This window comes from Maribellus sediminis, from assembly GCF_011799805.1.
GTDB lineage: Bacteria > Bacteroidota > Bacteroidia > Bacteroidales > Prolixibacteraceae > Draconibacterium > Draconibacterium sediminis_A.
The window spans coordinates 1-19,250 of record NZ_WXUB01000004.1 but is presented as its reverse complement, the minus strand read 5'-3'; the positions used below and the strand labels follow the sequence as shown (position 1 = coordinate 19,250).

General features: G+C 41.9%; 13 protein-coding genes. 7 read left to right on the top strand and 6 right to left on the bottom strand.

The features are described 5' to 3' along the window. Nucleotides 1-35: 35 nt before the first annotated feature. On the bottom strand, nt 36-1,109 hold the full coding sequence (buk, locus tag HFD85_RS15130) for a butyrate kinase (RefSeq protein ID WP_167611652.1): 1,074 nt from the start codon (nt 1,107-1,109) through the stop codon (nt 36-38). 1 nt (nt 1,110) lies between these two features. After that, nucleotides 1,111-2,007 carry a phosphate acyltransferase gene (locus HFD85_RS15125; protein ID WP_167611649.1) on the bottom strand — a complete coding sequence of 299 codons (897 nt, stop codon included), beginning with the start codon at nt 2,005-2,007 and terminating at the stop codon, nt 1,111-1,113. Nucleotides 2,008-2,648: 641 nt separating this feature from the next. Here HFD85_RS15125 and acs point away from each other — a divergent pair. The 5 genes from acs to HFD85_RS15100 all read left to right on the top strand — a co-directional run bounded on the left by acs (nt 2,649) and on the right by HFD85_RS15100 (nt 10,422). Next, entirely contained in the window at nt 2,649-4,571 is a 1,923-nt protein-coding gene (gene acs / locus HFD85_RS15120) for an acetate--CoA ligase (protein WP_167611646.1), read from the top strand. A gap of 47 nt (nt 4,572-4,618) precedes the next feature. Further along, nucleotides 4,619-5,182: an acetate uptake transporter gene (locus HFD85_RS15115; RefSeq protein ID WP_167611643.1), complete on the top strand. Its 564-nt coding sequence runs from the start codon at nt 4,619-4,621 to the stop codon at nt 5,180-5,182. A gap of 367 nt (nt 5,183-5,549) precedes the next feature. Beyond that, entirely contained in the window at nt 5,550-8,246 is a 2,697-nt protein-coding gene (locus tag HFD85_RS15110; protein ID WP_167611640.1) for a bifunctional acetate--CoA ligase family protein/GNAT family N-acetyltransferase, read from the top strand. A gap of 65 nt (nt 8,247-8,311) precedes the next feature. Continuing rightward, on the top strand, nt 8,312-9,055 hold the full coding sequence (locus HFD85_RS15105; RefSeq protein WP_167611637.1) for an SIR2 family NAD-dependent protein deacylase: 744 nt from the start codon (nt 8,312-8,314) through the stop codon (nt 9,053-9,055). A gap of 233 nt (nt 9,056-9,288) precedes the next feature. Further along, nucleotides 9,289-10,422: a hypothetical protein gene (locus tag HFD85_RS15100; RefSeq protein ID WP_167611634.1), complete on the top strand. Its 1,134-nt coding sequence runs from the start codon at nt 9,289-9,291 to the stop codon at nt 10,420-10,422. A 230-nt stretch (nt 10,423-10,652) separates the two neighbouring features. Here the strand turns inward: HFD85_RS15100 and HFD85_RS15095 are convergent, their stop codons facing one another. The 4 genes from HFD85_RS15095 to HFD85_RS15080 form a co-directional block, all read right to left on the bottom strand. Further along, entirely contained in the window at nt 10,653-11,081 is a 429-nt protein-coding gene (locus HFD85_RS15095) for a hypothetical protein (RefSeq protein ID WP_167611631.1), read from the bottom strand. Between the two features lie 47 nt (nt 11,082-11,128). Beyond that, nucleotides 11,129-11,686 (bottom strand): hypothetical protein, encoded by a 558-nt coding sequence (locus HFD85_RS15090; protein WP_167611628.1) that lies wholly within the window; start codon nt 11,684-11,686, stop codon nt 11,129-11,131. 46 nt (nt 11,687-11,732) lie between these two features. Further along, nucleotides 11,733-12,230, bottom strand: a complete 498-nt coding sequence (locus tag HFD85_RS15085; protein ID WP_167611625.1) for a hypothetical protein — start codon at nt 12,228-12,230, stop codon at nt 11,733-11,735. Nucleotides 12,231-12,418: 188 nt separating this feature from the next. Then, on the bottom strand, nt 12,419-14,353 hold the full coding sequence (locus HFD85_RS15080; RefSeq protein ID WP_167611621.1) for a helix-turn-helix domain-containing protein: 1,935 nt from the start codon (nt 14,351-14,353) through the stop codon (nt 12,419-12,421). Between the two features lie 192 nt (nt 14,354-14,545). Here HFD85_RS15080 and HFD85_RS15075 point away from each other — a divergent pair, with 192 nt between their 5' ends. After that, nucleotides 14,546-17,458: an FAD-binding and (Fe-S)-binding domain-containing protein gene (locus HFD85_RS15075; protein ID WP_167611618.1), complete on the top strand. Its 2,913-nt coding sequence runs from the start codon at nt 14,546-14,548 to the stop codon at nt 17,456-17,458. Between the two features lie 511 nt (nt 17,459-17,969). Continuing rightward, the coding region (locus tag HFD85_RS15070) for a hypothetical protein (RefSeq protein ID WP_206081987.1) at nt 17,970-19,250 on the top strand (1,281 nt) is incomplete at its 3' end.

Below are 19,250 nucleotides of genomic sequence, written 5' to 3'. Positions count from 1 at the left end.
CAACAAACGATAAAGTCTCCATATTTATGGGGACTTTATTTGTTATATTCCTTTGCTTCTATTTCACCCTGTGCTACACGCAGGGCATTCAGCGCCAGTGCCTCGAGTTCGTCTTCTCCGGGATAGGTATAAATAGCTGCAATAAAACCACATTTTTGCTGAATGTATTTCTCAAGGTCTTTATTGAAGGCCAATCCTCCCGTTAACAAAATCCCGTCCACTTTTCCTTCGAGCACTGTGGCCATTTCACCAACCATTTTCGCCACCTGGTAAAACAATGCCTGTTGAACTGCACTGGCTTTTTCATCACCTTGTTTCACCCGTTTTTCCACTTCCTGTGCATTGTTGGTGCCGAGGTAAGCTACAAAACCACCCTCACCCACTACCATGCGACGAATCTGCTCTTTGCCGTATTTCCCGCTGAAACATAAATCAATTACTTGTCCGACCGGCAGGGTGCCCGACCTTTCCGGACTGAAACTGCCTTCACCGTCCAACGCATTATTCACATCTATCACCCGTCCGTTTTTATGAGCGCCAACCGAAATTCCTCCACCAAGGTGGGCTACAATCAGGTTAAGGCTTTCATATTTTTTATTCATTTTTTGAGCATGCAAACGAGCTGTTGCCTTTTGATTGAGCGCATGAAATATTGATATTCGCTGAAATTTTGGATGACCGGCGTAACGTGCTACCTCATCCAGTTCATCTGTGACTACCGGATCGGCCATGAACGCTTTTGCACCGGGTATTTGCAATGCGATATAATCGGCCAGAATTGGACCAAGATTGCTGGCGTGCTGTCCTAGGATCCCTTCTCTGAGGTGCTCAATCATACGATTATTCACCCGGTATACACCCGATTCCAACGGGTAAGTCAATCCCCCGCGGCCAATAATGTACTTTATCGAATCGACTTCGATACCTTCTTCCTGAAGCACTTCAATAATGAGCCCTTTACGCAGGTCGAACTGATCGATTATGGTTTTAAAACGCAGCAATTGCTCCAGGGGATGACGAATGGTTTTACGCAAAACACACTCGTTCCCGAAATAAACGGCAAATTTTGTTGAGGTTGAACCGGGATTTATGGCAAGAACACGATGCATATCAACTTAATAACGAAGCCAGTGCGATAGAGTTCAGTTTCGTTTTTTCACTATCTCCGCGCGATGATACCACCGCAGGAACTTTGGCACCGGCAATTATACCCGCCATTTCGGCATTGCAAAGTTTCGAATTGGTTTTGTAGAAAACATTGGCAGCGTCGATGTTCGGGAAAAGCAGGCAATCAGCATCGCCGGCTACCGTTGAATTAAAGCCTTTTATCTCTGCCGCATCCTTGTTTATAGCAACATCCAGCGCCATCGGGCCGTCTACAATACCCCCTTCAATCTGTCCGTGTTCCGACATTTTTGCAATAGTTGCTCCGTCCATACACGACTGGATTGAAATGATGATTTGCTCTGTTGGAGCGATCACTGCTACTTTGGGTTGTTCAATTCCCAAACCATGAGCAGCGGATATCAAATATTGTGTCATCAGAATTTTCTGCTTCAAATCGGGGTAAGGAATTACAGCAGGATCGGTAAAAATCAAGAGCTTGTGATAGCAGAGATTGTGCATTACTGAAATGTGACTCAATGTGGCTCCCGATGGCAATAAACCGTATTCCTTCTTCAACAGCACCTTCATGAATTTATCGGTAGAAACCATTCCTTTCATGATCAGATCCGCCTCTCCATCGTGCACCATCTGCACAGCTCGCTCAGTAGCTCCTTTCGACGATTCTTCATTTACGATCTCGTACTTACTCGAATCAATGCGCAAGGAACTTAGCTTTTCTTCAATTCGTTTTTGGCTCCCTGTCAGAATTGGTTTCACAAATCCCAATTTAACGGCTTCGTTTAAAGCCTCCAGCGTGTTTACATCAACACCGTTCACAACAACCAGGCGTTTTGTCGGTTGCTTTTTAGCTGCATCAAGTAATTCACTAAAGCTCTTCATTATTTGCTATTTAGATTTACCACGAAATTAAACTAAACCCGTGGCGCAATTGGTAACTTTTCTCAGCATATTTTATGTTGTAAACCATCAGTTGAGATTTCATTTTTAAAATTAGATAGAACCTCTGCCATTCAACTCGAACATTGTAACTTACACGCTTCATTAGCTTGCGAATTGCTACATTTTCAAATAAACCTACAACTGGGTTTAAGGTTTCTCGCCTACTTTTTGAGGAACGATTACTAAATGGAAAAATTAGAAATTTACGGTTCTGATTTTCTTATAATATAGACAAAAAAATCTTTTAATTCAACCTTATGAATATGTTTTATAACCAGAAACCAATCCACTGATTTAGTGTTTTATAATATATCTCAATCTTTTAAAAAAATTAATAAATATGCTAATTTCAAAACCTATTAAGTTGTAAATCAAATACTATCAACTTGCTTCAACTCTGTGCATCATACGATTCTATTGTCCGGGTATCCGGAAGCCCATCGAATGGTGAGTCATACGGAAACCTATACAACAAATTCTCGACCAGCCAAAATCGCGCGCAGGGAGTTTTATAATGTCTGGTCGGCATCCCGACCGGAACAATTTCAGTAAGCTAACATAATAACCTAAAAGTTATAACTATGGTAAATAAAATAACAAGTTTAGCCGAGTACTTCGAAAAGTACAAGGAAAGTGTAGCCGATCCCGATGGTTTTTGGGGAAAAATTGCCGAAAGCCATTACTGGCAAAAAAAATGGGATCAGGTACTTCAATATAAATTTGAAGGAGATGGAGCCCCGGATGTCAACTGGTTTGTAAATGGTAAATTAAATATTACTGAGAATATCTTTGAGCGTAACATGTTTATGCGCAAAGATCAGGTAGCCATTATTTGGGAACCGAACGATCCGGCAGAAAAAGAGATTAGACTTACTTACGGCGAATTGTTCGAAAAGGTAAAGCAATTTGCCAACGGACTTAGAAAACTTGGCGTTCAAAAAGGTGACAGGGTGGCAATCTATTTACCCATGGTTCCGGAACTGGCCGTTGCCATGCTTGCCTGTGCACGTATTGGCGCCATTCACTCCATTGTATTTGCAGGATTCTCGGCTACTGCACTGGCCGACAGAGTTGTTGATGCCGAAGCCAAAGTAGTGATCACTTCCGACGGTGGTTTCCGCGGTACAAAATCAATTCCTCTAAAAAGTATTGTTGACGAAGCCCTGGAAAACTGTCCTTCGGTGCAATACTCTGTGGTATTAAAACGTACCAACGAAGACGTAAAATGGAACGAAGGTAAAGATATTTGGTGGCACGATCTTTTGGAAGGCGTTTCCAGCGATAACAAAGCCGAAACCATGGATGCCGAAGATGTTCTGTTTATTCTTTACACCTCAGGCTCTACCGGAAAACCCAAAGGAGTGGTGCATACCACAGGCGGATACATGGTTTATGCCGAGTATACTTTTAAAAACGTGTTCCAGTACAGCGACGGCGATATTTACTGGTGTACAGCCGACATTGGCTGGGTTACCGGGCACTCATACATTGTGTACGGTCCGCTGTTGGCAGGAGCTACTTCCATTATGTTCGAGGGCGTTCCAACATGGCCCGATGCAGGTCGTTTCTGGGACGTTGTCGACAAATATAAAGTCACACAATTCTACACCGCTCCAACAGCAATTCGCGCTTTGGTAGCACAAGGCGACCAATGGGTTACTTCGCATGATTTAAGCTCGTTAAAAGTACTGGGAACGGTTGGCGAACCAATAAACGAAGAAGCGTGGCGCTGGTACCACGATCTCGTGGGTAAAGGAAAATGTCCGATTGTAGATACCTGGTGGCAAACCGAAACCGGCGGAATTATGATCACACCACTGGCCGGAATAACACCTACAAAACCATCACTTGCAACATTGCCATTCCCGGGTATTCAACCTGTGCTGCTTGACCATGAAGGTAACGAGCTTAAAGGGAACAGTCAGGAAGGCATTTTGTGTATAAAACATCCATGGCCTGGAATGATCCGCACCACCTGGGGAGATCATCAGCGCTGTTATCAAACCTATTTCTCATCGTTCCCGGGCTACTATTTAACCGGCGACGGAGCTAAACGCGACGAAGAAGGTTATTACAGAATAATCGGACGAATCGACGATGTAATCAATGTTTCGGGTCACCGGATTGGAACAGCCGAAGTGGAAGATGCCATTAACCAGCACCCGAAAGTGGTGGAATCGGCAGTTGTTGGTTACCCGCACGAGATTAAAGGATCGGGGATTTATGCTTACGTCATTTGCGAAGACCTGACCGATGCCGAATTGGCAAGCATCGAAAATGAGATCAGGGCAACCGTAAACAAATTTATCGGGCCGATAGCCAAACCTGATAAAATCCAGATCGTTAACGGATTACCAAAAACAAGATCGGGTAAAATCATGCGGCGTATTCTTCGAAAAATTGGTGAAGGCGATGCCACAAACCTGGGAGATACTTCAACCCTACTCGATCCGGGAGTAGTTGACGACATCATTGAAGGAGCAAAAGTGGAAGTTAAACGATAGACCAAAGAAAAAATCAAAATTACATTATCAACCTAAATTTTATCGAAATGGAAAATAAATTATCCAATCCTGCCCCGCTGGGTTTGATGGGGTTTGGAATGACTACTGTTCTGCTAAACATCCATAATGCAGGCTTCTTTCCGCTTGGATCGATGATTCTTGCAATGGGTATATTTTACGGAGGTATCGGGCAAGTAATCGCAGGAATTCTGGAATTCAAAAAAGGAAATACTTTTGGAACGACTGCCTTTACATCCTACGGATTGTTTTGGCTCACCCTGGTATTTTTGATCGTATTTCCTAAAATAGGTTGGCTCGAAAGTCCTCCAGTCGGCTTTATGGGCTGGTACCTGTTTATGTGGGGTGTTTTTACGTTCATGATGTGGATTGGTACCTTTGGAAATAACCGGGCGATTCAATTTATTTTTCTAACCCTGTGGATTTTATTCTTCCTGCTTGCCATCAGAGACTGGTCGGGTTCTGCCCTGATCGGGAAAATAGCAGGCTTTGAAGGAATAATCTGTGGTCTATCAGCCATTTATCTGGCCATGGCCGAAGTAATAAACGAAACTCAGAAAAAAGTTGTTTTACCTATCGGAGCCCGGGATTAATCCCACTAAAAAATAAAATCAAATTTATTGCCTCAATAAATTAGCGCCTTGAAATTTCAGGGCGCTTTTCATTTTTCGAACCGGCATAAGAGGGTGAAAAATAGTCTGTTTATGGAAATTTTATCATCAAATCCTGAACATGTTGTTAAACAGGGAACCATAGGATTGTTTTTAAACATATTCTTTAAATAGTCGAAAACAACAAGACAAGCACAAACAGCTATATATCTGACAATTACATCCACACAATCTTCTTTTCTGTCAAAATCAACTATTTTTTAAGCTGACATTTTTTGATGAAATTTAGAAGTCAAAACAACCTACTTCATAAGACAACAAAAATCGATCAACCCAAAAATAGTAAACAATGGCCATCAAGAAGTTAGACAGTATCTTTAAACCAAAACGAATTGCCCTGATTGGTGTTTCCAATAATCCCGACAGTGTTGGTGGAATCACTTTAAAAAACCTGGTAAGCGGTGGATTCAATGGTGTGGTATATCCGGTAAATCCCAAGCGCGAAGCAGTGTTTGGCATTCCCTGCTACCCCGATGTAAAAAGTCTGCCCAAAGTCCCCGATTTGGCTGTAATCATGACCGCTGCCAAATGGGTACCGCAACTTGTTAGAGATTGCGGTGAGGTAGGCATCCATGGCGTAATAATCATGTCGGCCGGATTTAAGGAATCGGGAGATGAAGGAAAGCAACTGGAAGCTCAGGTTAAAGCTGAAAAAGCGAAATTCCCCGACATGCGCATTATTGGCCCGAACTGTCTCGGAATTCTGGTGCCGGGTTTAAATATGAATGTAAGTTTTGCCGATGGAATGCCGAAAAAAGGACACGTGGCTTTTATCTCACAATCCGGTGCGCTTTGTACTTCGGTTCTCGACTGGGCTTACGAATCGAATATTGGATTTTCCTACTTCGTATCCATTGGTAACTCTATGGATGTAAGTTTTGGCGACCTCATCGATTATTTTGGACAGGATCCCAATACCAAATCCATTGTTTTGTATGTTGAATCCATAGCCAATGCGCGAACATTTATGTCGGCGGCCCGTGCCTTCTCGCGCGAAAAGCCGATCATAGTATATAAATCAGGTCGCTTCCCGGAATCGGCTGCGGCTGCAGCTTCCCACACGGGTGCGATGGCTTCTGAAGATTCGATTTACGATGCGGTATTCCGACGTGCCGGACTGGCCAGAGTATTCGACTTTGGAAACATTTTCGACTTTACCGACCTTGTAGGCAGAAAACGCATTCCGAAAGGAAACCGTCTGGCCATTGTTACCAATGCCGGTGGTCCCGGTGTTATGGCCACCGACTCGTTGATTTCGATGGGTGGAAAATTGGTTAAACTTTCCAATGAAACCATGGATAAACTCAACGATTACCTGCCGCCATTCTGGTCGCACGGTAACCCCGTGGATGTGCTTGGAGATGCCACCCCGGAACGTTTTGCCCGAGCTACCGAAATAGTTCTCGAAGATAAGGGGGTTGATGCAGTGCTTGTTTTGTTAACTCCGCAAGCGATGACCGATCCAACAGCGACTGCGCAGGCAATAGCCGAAATGACAGCCAATACAACCAAATCGGTAATGGCCGCATGGCTGGGCGGTACGGCCATGCGCGATGGTATACAGATCTTTAACAACAAAGGTATTTCAAGCTACTCGACACCTGAACAGGCCATTCGCGCTTTTATGACACTTTCTGATTATTCAGAAAACCAGGAAATGTTGTATGAAACACCACGTGAAGTGCCGGTTTCATTTGAATATGACCGGAACGAATTGCGCAAAAAATATTTAAGCAATATTTTCCCGAAAGCCAAAATACTGAACGAAGACGATTCAAAAATGCTGGTGAATGATTATGGAATTGACACCACTCACCCAACACCGGTAGCCACCGAAGATGAAGCCGTTCGAATTGCAGAAGAAAAAGGCTATCCGGTAGTTTTAAAAATCTATTCTCCAGACATCACCCATAAATCGGATGTGGGCGGCGTTGCACTGAACATCAAAAATGAAGATATGGTTCGGGCAACATTCAGAAACATGATCAAAACTGCTTCTGAAAAACGTCCGGATGCAAAGATCGAAGGAGTCACTGTACAAAAAATGGTTGATTCGAAAGATGGCATCGAGCTGATTCTCGGGATAAAAAAAGACCCGATCTTCGGAACTGTGATGCTGGTTGGAATGGGTGGAACAACTGCTGAGTTGTTTAAAGACAAGCGTCTTGAGTTTCCTCCGTTAAACGAGCGCCTGGCGCGTCAAATGCTTTCCTCATTAAAAATATATCCGTTGCTAACCGGCTGGCGCGGCGATACGCCCAAGAACATCGACAAATTGATTGAAGTGTTGATTCGTATGTCATACCTGGCAGCAGACTATCCTGAAATAGAAGAACTGGATATTAATCCATTAATAGTAACGCCGACTGATGTTATTGCATTGGATGCAAGGATAGTGGTGGATGAGAACATTATGAAAAATCCGGTAAAAGAATACTCACATCTGGTATTACGGCCATATCCCGAAAGTTTAATCCGCAATTGCAAGTTGAAAGACGAAACTCCGGTAACCTTGCGCCCAATTCGTCCGGAAGACGAACCGATGTGGCTCGAATTGCTGGGAAGTTGCTCAAAAGATGCCATTTACCACCGTTTCCGTTACGACTTCTATTTCGATTCGCACGAAGTGGCCAGCCAGTTCTGTTTTATCGATTACGACAGGGAAATTGCCATTGTTGCCGAGCATGAAAAGGAAGATGGAAATAAAGAGTTAATTGGTGTCGGCCGCCTGATTGCCGATCCTGACGTTGAAATTATGGAATATGCCATTTTGATAACGGATGCATGGCAGAAAAAAGAACTTGGATTCACACTCACCAAATATTGTCAGGAAGTTGCGAAGGCACGGGGAATTAAAAAACTGGCTGCCGAAACAACCCGCGACAACAAACCGATGATTTCGGTGTTTAGAAAGTTGAACTTTAAAATCAGGTTTAACGAAGACACAACCGTTTCGGTGAGTAAAAACCTTGAGCAAGAAGAATAAAAAGTTGAATTACTAAAATATGCTCCCGGGAAATAATCTCAGTTTTTCCGGGAGTTTTTGAATACATGGATCGCAACAGTTTAAAACAAGCCGCTCAAATTCTTCGCATAGCAAAATATGCGGTGGCTTTTACCGGGGCAGGCATTTCGGTTCCCAGCGGAATTCCGCCGTTCAGGGGCGAAAACGGTTTGTGGAACCGAACCGATCCAATTTTTCTTGAAATTGAATTCTTCAGGAAAAAACCACTTCAGTCGTGGCTAAAAATCAAGGAAATATTTTACGATACCCTGGGTGATGCACAACCCAACGAAGCCCATAAAGTACTGGCAAAAATGCAGGAACGCAGTTTCCTCGAAAGCATTATCACGCAAAACATCGACCACCTGCACCAGGAAGCCGGAAGCAAGCAGGTGTATGAAATTCACGGAACCTACAAACAACTGGTTTGCATGGACTGCAGTTCGGAATACGACATGAGTTTTGCCGACTTAAATTACCTGCCACCAAGCTGTTTTATATGTAAAGGTATCCTTAAACCCGACATCGTTTTTTTTAACGAACCGATTCCGGCTTTTGCGAAAAAGCGTTCGTTTGAAGAAGCCGCCAAAGCAGATGTCCTGCTCATAATCGGAACAAATGCAGAGGTACTTCCTGCTGCCGAAATCCCCGTAACCGCTAAAAAGCACGGAGCCAAAATTATCGAGATCAACATCGAAAAAACCCATTTCACCAGCGAAATCACCGATATTTTTCTAATGGGCGATGCTGCTGAGGTGATGACCGAAATCGGGAAATTACTGTACCTCTAAAGCACACTTCCAACCTGTAACAGGTTGATGATGGATATGTCAACCATTTATATTTTGCTTCATCTTCCTGTTAGGCTGAAAAAAACGAAGTGTTGTTTTGTTGAAACACCTCAACTTTCAGAGATTCTGAACGACAGTGTAACAAATAAGCTGATACACAATATTGGTAACATTATGTTCCTGCCAAGAGTCTTAAAAGCTTATATTTGTCGCCAAATCTTTTACTATTGAAAATGAACAACCGAAATCTGCTTCTATTGCTGCTGCCCTTACTTCTCTTTTCGTGTTCCTCCGGGAAAAAAGCCTTACAAAAGGGCAATTATTACCAGGCCATAACACAAGCTGTTGAACGTCTGAAATCGGATCCTGATAACAGTAAAGCAACAACTGTTGTAAAAGAGGGATACCCAATAGCTCTCGAATGGTCGCAGGAAGAACTGGATATGGCACTTTCGTCGAACCAGGCATTTAAATGGGAACGAGCCATTAACATTATGCACCAGGTAAATCGTTTGTCGGAACAGATAAGGAGTACTCCTGCTGCCCGAAAAATTATTACTGATCCGAAAACCTATACCTCTGAACTAAATATGGCTTACGAAAAAGCAGCGGAAGAACGCTACCAGGCCGGGATTCACTTTTTGGAACAGAATACACGCGAAGCGGCGCGAACTGCGTTTAATCACTTTCAAAAAGCAGAGCAGCTAATTCCCGGATATAAAAATGCGATGCAGGAAATGGAAGCTGCCAAAGATATGGCTACCTATATTGTTGTTGTAGAAGCCGCAACAGTTCAAACCAGAACCTACCAGTTAAGCTCTGAATTCTTTTACAAACAGGTATTTGAGTTTTTGAATAACAAATATCCCGAGCGAAGCTTTGTAAATTTCTATTCCCCTCAGCAAGCCGAAAAATTTAACATCGAACATCCCGATTTTATCGTACAAATGGAATTTTACGATTTCTCGATTGGTAATTTGGTGCGCAACGAAAAAGAAGAGGAACTGAATAAAAGAGTGAAAATTGAAACCGCAGATACCACCAGAGCAACATACAAAACATACAAAGCAAAGCTAAAAACCTTCTCCGATAAAGTAATCTCGGGAGGAAGATTAAATTATCGCATCGTCGATTTCAACACAAATGGTTTGTTGCGGGAGAAGCTTATTCCGGGATCGTTTACATGGGAAAACCGATATGCCATTTACATAGGCGATAAACAAGCCTTAACTGAAGAGCAATTTGCACTAACAAAAAATAAAGCTCTGCCACTGCCACCTCAGCAGGATTTGTTTGTTGAATTTACCCGGCCGATCTACGAAAAACTGACTGACGATCTTAATCAATTTTTCAGAAGGTACCGGTAATATTAAAGGCAAACAACGACAATTATTTTTTTTGGGGATAACAATTCAGGGAGTGTTTTCAACAAAAAACCCTCCTTCGAAAGATTCAAAAGGAGGGTAAAACTGTTACGGTATACAGAACCTTTGGATTAAATCAAATGAATAAGATTCACGGCAACAGTTTTATTTCACATCGTTGTGAGTTCAATTTTCCATTTAACCGGCAGCTATTCATGGGATAGTAAGCTTAATCAATGACAGTTAACATGATCAATGGAGAATGTGAAGGTGGAGTAATCAAGCGTAAATTTACCCGTGTAAACCGAGCCCTTATCTCCAATAAAATTATATGTCACTTCAAGTGTCCATAAACCGGTATATTCCCATTTATCAGTTCTTCTGATCCGGAAGGTTTCACCTGTCAGATCACTTGTAATATTTCCTTTTAACTGCTCAATTTCACGATATGGTACTCCATTCTTGTATCCCCGGCCAACCCAGTGGTAATCGATTTCTCCAACCAGTCGATCAATCATTACACCATCGCAAAATATACCAATAGCGCCGGGTGAAAATGTACTCCAACCTTGTGTAGCGTTATTAGCTTTTTCCTGTGCAAAACTTGTTGCAATTGCCGTGCTTACGAATAAGCATAGTAACAAAAAGACTTTTGTTTTCATATTCGTAATTTTTTAAGTTTTTATTGGTAACATTAAAAAAGTAGTACTTATAATTCTTCCGTAATTTTCCCTTTCGAGATATACATAAGACTTTCCGGACTTCCATCAAAAACCATGGTATATTTCCATCGGGCGGTTAACCCAAAGACGGTTCCTTCGGTGCCTGCTCCAACACCCTGACCCACGATTCTAAAAGTGCTTCCGTCGGGACTTGTCAGGGTTTGTGAGCCCTTCCAGGTCATGTCCCATTTTCCAAGGTATTCTCCATTGTTAACATCTTCTATGGTATTGGCACCTACAAATATTTCAGCTGTACCTGCAAGCTCAAAGTTAATATCATCAATTTGATTCACTTCAGTGGTGTTCCATCTTGAAATTCCGGTAACTCTTTCATCATCTGTTGCATCGTACCAGATTGTAAGGTCTTCACTACGTGGTGTGCATGTTCCGGAAAACTGCGTTGGGATTTTTTTGGATTTCAATGCATTCGAAACCTCATTGTTTTGGTTCAGATCCGGAAACTGAGAATTATCTTCTGAGCAACCTGGAAGAAGAATTGCAATGCCTGCAATCAGGCAAACGAATAATAAAATTTTTGCTTTCATAATCGTAATTTTTTAGTTTTTATTGTTAATTATTAGGAAAGTTTCCTTAGTAATCGCTTTGCGGACAGATGCCTTTTGGGAAATCCAGTGTTTGACTTGCCCAGTCAAAATCGAAAAACATGATTACATGGGTACCTTTATCGCCTTTTGCATGAATATGCATAGTAAATGATTCGTACTCTCCATTTTCATCAAAAATCACTTTTGTCTGGTCGTTAACTTTAAATGTCTCACCGGTTTGCTGGCTTGTAATTGTTAATTTGCAATGCACAATAAACCACACAAACTGTCCGTCAACAAGGTGAGCAGTTATATGTGCATCCTGACCTTCCACTTCAGGCAGATATAACAAGTCAACCGTCTCACCGTCGCAAATTACAGGCGTATAATATTCACCGGTCATATCGAAGTTGATGGTTCTTGATTCGGCAGATTTCAATTGAAGGTCGTTGGAGTTATCAACATAAGGATCATTTTGCTTATCACATCCTGCAGAAAAGCAAATAAATACCATTAAAAACAACAGTTTTACAAGTGCTTTCATAATTAATTAATTTAAGTTGAACATGTGTTATTGGAATTGATTTAATCCGAGGGAAAAGTTCCGAAGAAAGCCATTTCAGGACATAGCAATTATGTCTGCAAGAATTACAACTATGTTGTTTTAATTGCAATTATGTTGCGAAAAAAAGTTAGCTCAAAATATTTGTGAATTCTCCAGAAGAAAACCTGTTAATCTGTAACATTCACCCAATATAGACTCAAACCAAGTGAATCGGTCACAGCACGAAACCGGGGCTCTTCGTGCAGAAACTCAAAATCAGGATGAAATAGAATTAAATTGAAGTAATGATAGGGTATGTATTTAGAATGTAATGTTTTTTCGAGCCAGGATAATGTTTCCTCGCGATCTTCTAACACGGCGTACCACCAGGCGGTATAAAAAGGGCTACCATTTAGTCCTTCCACAGGAACAGGATGATTATTATTTATGTCAATCATACTGATGAAAAGCCCATCAATCCCTCTTTCTTCGAAAGCCTGATCAATTTCATCTGAATAATTATCTGAATGCGAATATTTTCTGGCTATCTCCCTAATTTGCTGATGTGCTTTTTCGCCCTCATTAAGCTTTACATAATTCAGGAAATGCAGCCAGGCATTCATTGGAAAATTCGGATTAAAATCACCTGCAACTTCACTAATTTCGAGTGATTTTTGGTAATCTTTTTCGAAATATGCGATCCAGGAGTCCAGACTTTTAACCACCCAAAAATAGGGTTCCAACTCCAGTGCTTTATCAATTTGGTTACGAGCTTCACTGATCGGGCCGGTAATCATTAAATGTTGAGCATACCATTGCCTTGCCGTGGCAAAGTTCGGGTTCAATTCAATCGATCTCCGGAGTTCATCTCCTGACCTTTCGAAATCGTGTCTGAACCAATAGTTTAAACCTAATATTGTGTGGGCTTCTGCACAATTAGGATCGAGTTGTATTGCTTTTTGACACAACTGATAAACCTTTCTTACCATTCCTGTGTCACGTGCAATTCCCCAGGCAGTTAACTGCGTAGTTGCATTGGCCAATCCCGCATAAGCATCAGCAAAAGCAGAATCGGCTTCTATCGCTTTTTTGTAATATTGTACTGAACTGATGACACCTGCCGCATCAAATCCTGATCGCTGTGGACTATTGGCCCTGTGTAAAAGAAACCTTGCTTGCAAATAATAATCGTACGCCTCTGAGTTTCGGGTGGATTGTTGTTCTATTTTTCTTATCTCTTTCTGTGGAAGAACTGCTTTAAGTTTATTGGCAACCAGCAAAGCAATCTCGCTCTGAACCGGAATAATATCTTTCATATTCCGATCGAAATTATCAGACCATAAATGATCGTCCTTTTTGGCATCAATCAGTTGAACGCTTATTCTCACATCGTCATCATACCTGCGAACGCTTCCTTCCAAAACATACTCCACATGCATCAGATGCGCAATTTCACGAGCCGTGAGTTTTGTATCCCGAAAGTTCTCAGCCGTTGTATTTGATAACACCCGAAGTGAAGAAATCCTGTAGAGATTATTCAAAATATCTTCTCTAATACCATCTGCAAAATATTCATTGGCGGGATCGTTGCTAAGATTATTAAATGGAAGTACAATAATGGATAATTTGTCCGCCTGGTGATTCAACACTTTATTGTATCCAATCCACGATAGGAGAAAAATAAATACCAGAAACGGTACTATCTTTAAAATTGTAACCTTAATATGCCCTCCCTTCGAAGTTGTATTATTTGTCAAATCACCTTCCGAAAGGACTTCTTCAGAGCCAAGTTTTTTAACTTCACCCGGGGTATAACCAAAATACTCATGAAAACATTTATTAAAATAGGCCGGACTGCCAAAGCCCACCTGGTAAGAAATCTCTGAAACCGTTAAGCTTGATTGCCTTAACAATTCCAGTGCTTTATTCAGCCTGATCTCCCTGATAAACTGGCTAACGGTTTTTTGTGTACCCGACTTCACCCTGAAATATAAGCGTGAACGGCTCATTCCCATTATTTGTGCCAGCTCAGTTACCCCAAAGTTCTCGTCGCCCAGGTTGGCCTCTACGATAGCAGTCAGTCGACTTAAAAAGACGTTATCATTCCCGGAATTGGAATTCATGGTTTTGGTTGCTGATTAAATCTTTTGGCTTATTGAATTTACGAATAAATTAACTGATAAGCAATTACGCAGCTTTAGTTAGAATTGCCCATTAAACACTACATCCTTTAAGTTTTTTTTATTCATAATTTGTATGACAAATTTGCGCTTACATGCTTTATCTGCTATTTTTACTCTCCTAAAAATTCGCATATGCAACCCGATTTTGACCTGCTGAAATCCCAACTCGAGGGAGATTTATTTACCGATAACGTGCAACGGGTACTTTATTCAACCGATGCTTCGCAATACAAGGAAATGCCGCTCGCAGTTACCCGGCCGAAAAACAAGGAGGACATTAAAAAGATCATCGACTTTGCGCGTAGGAACAAAACATCGATAATTCCCCGTGGAGCAGGAACATCGTTGGCAGGTCAGGTTGTTGGTCCCGGAATCGTAGTTGATATTTCGAAATACATGAACCGTATTCTCGAGTTCAACGAAAAAGAAAACTATGTAATCATTGAGCCAGGCGTGGTACTGGCGGAACTTAACCAGTTTTTGGCGAAATACGAGATGCAGTTCGGGCCGGAAACCTCAACTGCCAATCGATGTGTGGTGGGCGGAATGCTGGGAAACAATTCCTGCGGGCTTCACTCGTTGGTTTACGGCAGCGTACGCGAGCACATTCTCGAAGTGGATGCAGTGCTTTCTGATGGTTCAGAAACCGTTTTCAAAGCGCTGACAAAAGAAGAATTCAAGGCTAAACTAAACGGCAATCCAAATCAGCTTGAAAAAGCTATTTATGAGAACATTAACGAACTGCTTTCTGATAGCGACAATCAAAAAGAAATTCGCGAGAAATTTCCCGATCCGAAACTGACCCGCCGAAACATGGGTTATGCCATTGATGTCCTATTAAATTCTGAAATTTACACTGAAGGTGGCGAGACTTTTAACTTTTGCAAATTACTTGCAGGTTCGGAAGGAACACTGGCATTTTCAACCCGGTTGAAATTGAATGTCATTCCGTTGCCTCCCAAACATAAAGGATTGGTATGTGCGCATTTTGAAACGCTCGAAGAATCTTTATACGGAAATCTAATTGCACTGAAATATAAACCGACTGCCATCGAATTGATGGACGATCCGGTGATGCAGGCGGCCAAACAAAACATCGAGCAAAACAAAAACCGCTGGTTTGTTAAAGGCGATCCGGGGGCAATGCTGATGATTGAGTTCTCCTTCGAAACAGAGGAAGAGCTGAACGCAACTGCCGAAGCACTGGAAAAGGAATTACGAGATGCTAAACTGGGCTACCATTATCCGCTGATTACAGGTGCTGATAACATTAAACGGGTATGGGCACTCCGAACTGCCGGGCTCGGTTTGCTATCCAATATTCCGGGCGACCGGAAAGGTGTGCCGGGAATTGAAGACACTGCCGTTCATCCCGAATACCTGCCCGACTACATTGCCGATTTCAAAAAGGTGCTGAAAAAACTGGAGCTCGAAAGTATTTATTACGCGCATATCGCCACCGGTGAAATTCATTTCCGTCCGCTAATCAATTTTAAAGACCCGGGAGATGTAAAACTGTTCGACACCCTGATGAACGAAGTCGCTGTCCTGGTTAAAAAATACAGGGGCTCGATGAGTGGTGAACATGGCGATGGCCGTGTTCGTGGAAAGTTTATTCCCTACATGCTGGGCGAAAAGAACTACGAGTTGATACGTTCGGTAAAAAAAGCCTGGGACCCCAACAATATTTTTAATCCGGGAAAAATTGTAGATACGCCCGAGATCACCGAAAGTCTGCGGGTAATTCCGGGCAAAGCTATCCCGGAATTCGAAACCAATTTCGATTTCTCGAATTATAACGGCTATTTCCGAAGCATTGAAAAATGTAACGGATCGGGCGATTGCCGGAAAAGCGACAAAATAGGTGGTACCCTCTGCCCTACCTTTATGGCTACCCGCGACGAGGACAAAAGCACACGCGGACGCGCTAATATTCTGCGCGAATTTTTGTACAACAACGAAAAAGAACAGGCTTTCGACCATAAGGAAATTTACGATATTCTCGACCTCTGTATTTCGTGTAAAGCCTGTAAAAGCGAATGCCCGTCGAATGTTGATATGGCCAAACTAAAAGCCGAGTTTCTGCAGCATTATTACGATATTCATGGCATTCCGCTTCGTTCGAAACTGATCGCCTATCTTCCTCGTTTGAATAGGCTGGCTATAGTTTTTCGTCCGATATCGAACATGATAATGAACTTGTCGGTGACAAAAAATATGATCGGTTTTTCAACCAAAAGAAACGTACCTGCATTATCGAAAATTACCTTAAATCGCTGGACAGAAAACGGCATTCCGAAACCCGAAACCAGTAAACGAACCGTTTATCTGTTTAACGACGAGTTTACCAACTACAATGAAAGCGACATTGGTATTAAAGCTATTCTGTTGCTCACAAAACTGGGGTACGAGGTAAAAATACCAGCCACAAAAGAAAGTGGACGTACCTTCCTGTCGAAAGGCCTGCTTAAAACTTCCAAAAAAATAGCCACTGAGAATGTCAACCTGCTGAAAGATATCATTTCAGAAGAATCGCCACTGGTTGGAATTGAACCTTCGGCTATTCTGGCTTTTCGCGATGAATATCCTGATCTGGTTGCTGAAAACCTGCAGGAGGCCGCCAAAGAACTAGGTAAAAATGCCCTGCTTTTTGAAGAGTTTTTGGCCACTGAAATCGATAAAGGCTACATTGATCAGTCGTTGTTTACAAACGAAGAAAAACACATTCTCCTCCACGGGCACTGTCAGCAAAAAGCTGTCGCATCAACCGATCCATCGAAAAAGGTGCTGTCGTTTCCTAAAAATTATACGATTAAAGAAATTCCATCAGGCTGTTGCGGAATGGCCGGTTCATTCGGTTACGAAAAAGAGCATTACGAACTATCCATGAAAATTGGAGAGATGGTGCTTTTCCCTGCTGTGCGAAATGCCAATGTTGATACAATTATTGCAGCTCCCGGAACCTCGTGTCGCCACCAGATAAAGGACGGAACAGGAAAAAAGGCATTGCATCCGGTGGAAGTGCTTTATGAGGCTTTGGTCTAGTTTTATGTTAATTCAACTTTTTTTATCGAATAAACTATCACTTCAGGTCGATATCATTTTTATACAATCACAGGGCTGTTTCATGCAGTTTCAGTAGCATTTCATGTAATTACAGTACTATTTTCACAAATTCGTATCGCACTCATATACAACCGAATAGTTTTTTTTTTGTAAATTATATATGGTGAATTAAGATAAAAAATTAGGGTATCATCTCAATTCTCCACTTTTTATTTGAACCAGGTTTATGAGAAATTCAGTGAAGAGTTTCTTTGTAAGGCCGTACTCTTTCAATTTACCAACCATTAAATCACGGTAAATCGCGTCGTGAACGTCTTCAATTTACCACTTCCATTTTTACAAATCCCTTGTTCCTACAAACCCCATGTAATGTTACAAACTCCGAGTTCTTGTTCATGCGCTGTAAGCTTGTGCCCTGGGCAAGCAGGTTATTGTTTTGCCAATTTAACAAAAGAACGAACATAGTTATTAACCTTAAAAAACAAACAGGATGAAAAAGATTTACCAAACTTTAAGAACATCCCTTGCTACTATGGTGGTGCTGGTATTGGGATTATTTACAGTGACCACCACAAGCTCTTTTGCACAAACGGTACCAAGCGATTGTGTGTCAGGCTGTACTTCCAATGACGTACAGATTCAGTCAGCCTATTTGTCTGATGCAAACGGTAACAGAATAGGGGATGATGGAGCTTTTATCTGTCCCTTAGATGGTGACACTCTTGTATATTTAACTTTGCAATTAACAACAAACACTCCGCGTGAGGGCGTTGCAATTTATACTGTCATTAAAGTATTAGATGAAACTGGAGATCCTAACCAAGGAGATTCTATTACATTCCTGAGTCAATGTTTTAGCCAAGCACTTGACCAAGAATTTAACAGAGTAACATTTTACGACCAATTCAACTGGAATTGCGATACAGCATCAGAAATTGCATTAACAGATGTTTATATTGCCTGGGGAACAGGACATAAGGATTTTTGTGCCGGTACTAATGATTTTCGATGTCCGGCAACCCCATCTAAATGTTTTCAGTTGGATCCTGATAAGTTTATCGCAATCGAAACCCCAAAACCAAAAAATTATAGCACTTGGAGTTGTCCAGATGTTCCGGGAGAAGTTATACCTACAGCTACTTTTAATTTGAAAAATTTTGAAGGTTTGGTTACCACTTCTAACGATGTGACCATTACCTGGTGGGAAGAACAAGACATTAATACTGGTGATTTATCTGTTCAGATTATACCTTTCGACGAAGATAGTGTCCCATATACCACCCCGGATGCTGATCAAGATGTATATGCTTTGATAACCAGTAATACACCGCCAAATCCTACTTCTGTTGCTACTCTTTCATTACTTGTTTATACAAGTCCAACAGTAACCCTGTCAAGTTTTTCTCCTGTTTGTGTTGATGCAGACGCTTTTGCACTTTCAGGAGGGGCTCCTGGTGGTGGAAATTATTCAGGAACAGGAGTTAGCAATGGTCAATTTGATCCAGCCACAGCGGGTGTTGGAACTCATACCATAACTTATTCATATACTGACAGTGATGGTTGTCCAAATTCAGCTACTGCTAATATTACCGTCAATGATCTGCCTACGGTAACCCTGTCGGCATTCTCAGATGTTTGTGTTGATGCAGCTGAATTTGCACTTTCAGGTGGATCTCCTGCCAATGGAACGTATTCTGGTACGGGTGTTAGCAGTGGTCAATTTGACCCGGCCACAGCGGGTGTTGGAACTCATACCATAACTTATACCTAT

Bases quoted from the DNA above. Each gene is read 5' to 3' on its own strand.
- HFD85_RS15110 (WP_167611640.1), top strand. From the start codon at position 5,550: ATGGCCATCAAGAAGTTAGACAGTATCTTTAAACCAAAACGAATTGCC.
- buk (WP_167611652.1), bottom strand. From the start codon at position 1,109: ATGCATCGTGTTCTTGCCATAAATCCCGGTTCAACCTCAACAAAATTT.
- HFD85_RS15090 (WP_167611628.1), bottom strand. From the start codon at position 11,686: ATGAAAGCAAAAATTTTATTATTCGTTTGCCTGATTGCAGGCATTGCA.
- HFD85_RS15095 (WP_167611631.1), bottom strand. From the start codon at position 11,081: ATGAAAACAAAAGTCTTTTTGTTACTATGCTTATTCGTAAGCACGGCA.
- HFD85_RS15105 (WP_167611637.1), top strand. From the start codon at position 8,312: ATGGATCGCAACAGTTTAAAACAAGCCGCTCAAATTCTTCGCATAGCA.
- acs (WP_167611646.1), top strand. From the start codon at position 2,649: ATGGTAAATAAAATAACAAGTTTAGCCGAGTACTTCGAAAAGTACAAG.
- HFD85_RS15115 (WP_167611643.1), top strand. From the start codon at position 4,619: ATGGAAAATAAATTATCCAATCCTGCCCCGCTGGGTTTGATGGGGTTT.
- HFD85_RS15075 (WP_167611618.1), top strand. From the start codon at position 14,546: ATGCAACCCGATTTTGACCTGCTGAAATCCCAACTCGAGGGAGATTTA.
- HFD85_RS15100 (WP_167611634.1), top strand. From the start codon at position 9,289: ATGAACAACCGAAATCTGCTTCTATTGCTGCTGCCCTTACTTCTCTTT.
- HFD85_RS15085 (WP_167611625.1), bottom strand. From the start codon at position 12,230: ATGAAAGCACTTGTAAAACTGTTGTTTTTAATGGTATTTATTTGCTTT.
- HFD85_RS15080 (WP_167611621.1), bottom strand. From the start codon at position 14,353: ATGAATTCCAATTCCGGGAATGATAACGTCTTTTTAAGTCGACTGACT.
- HFD85_RS15125 (WP_167611649.1), bottom strand. From the start codon at position 2,007: ATGAAGAGCTTTAGTGAATTACTTGATGCAGCTAAAAAGCAACCGACA.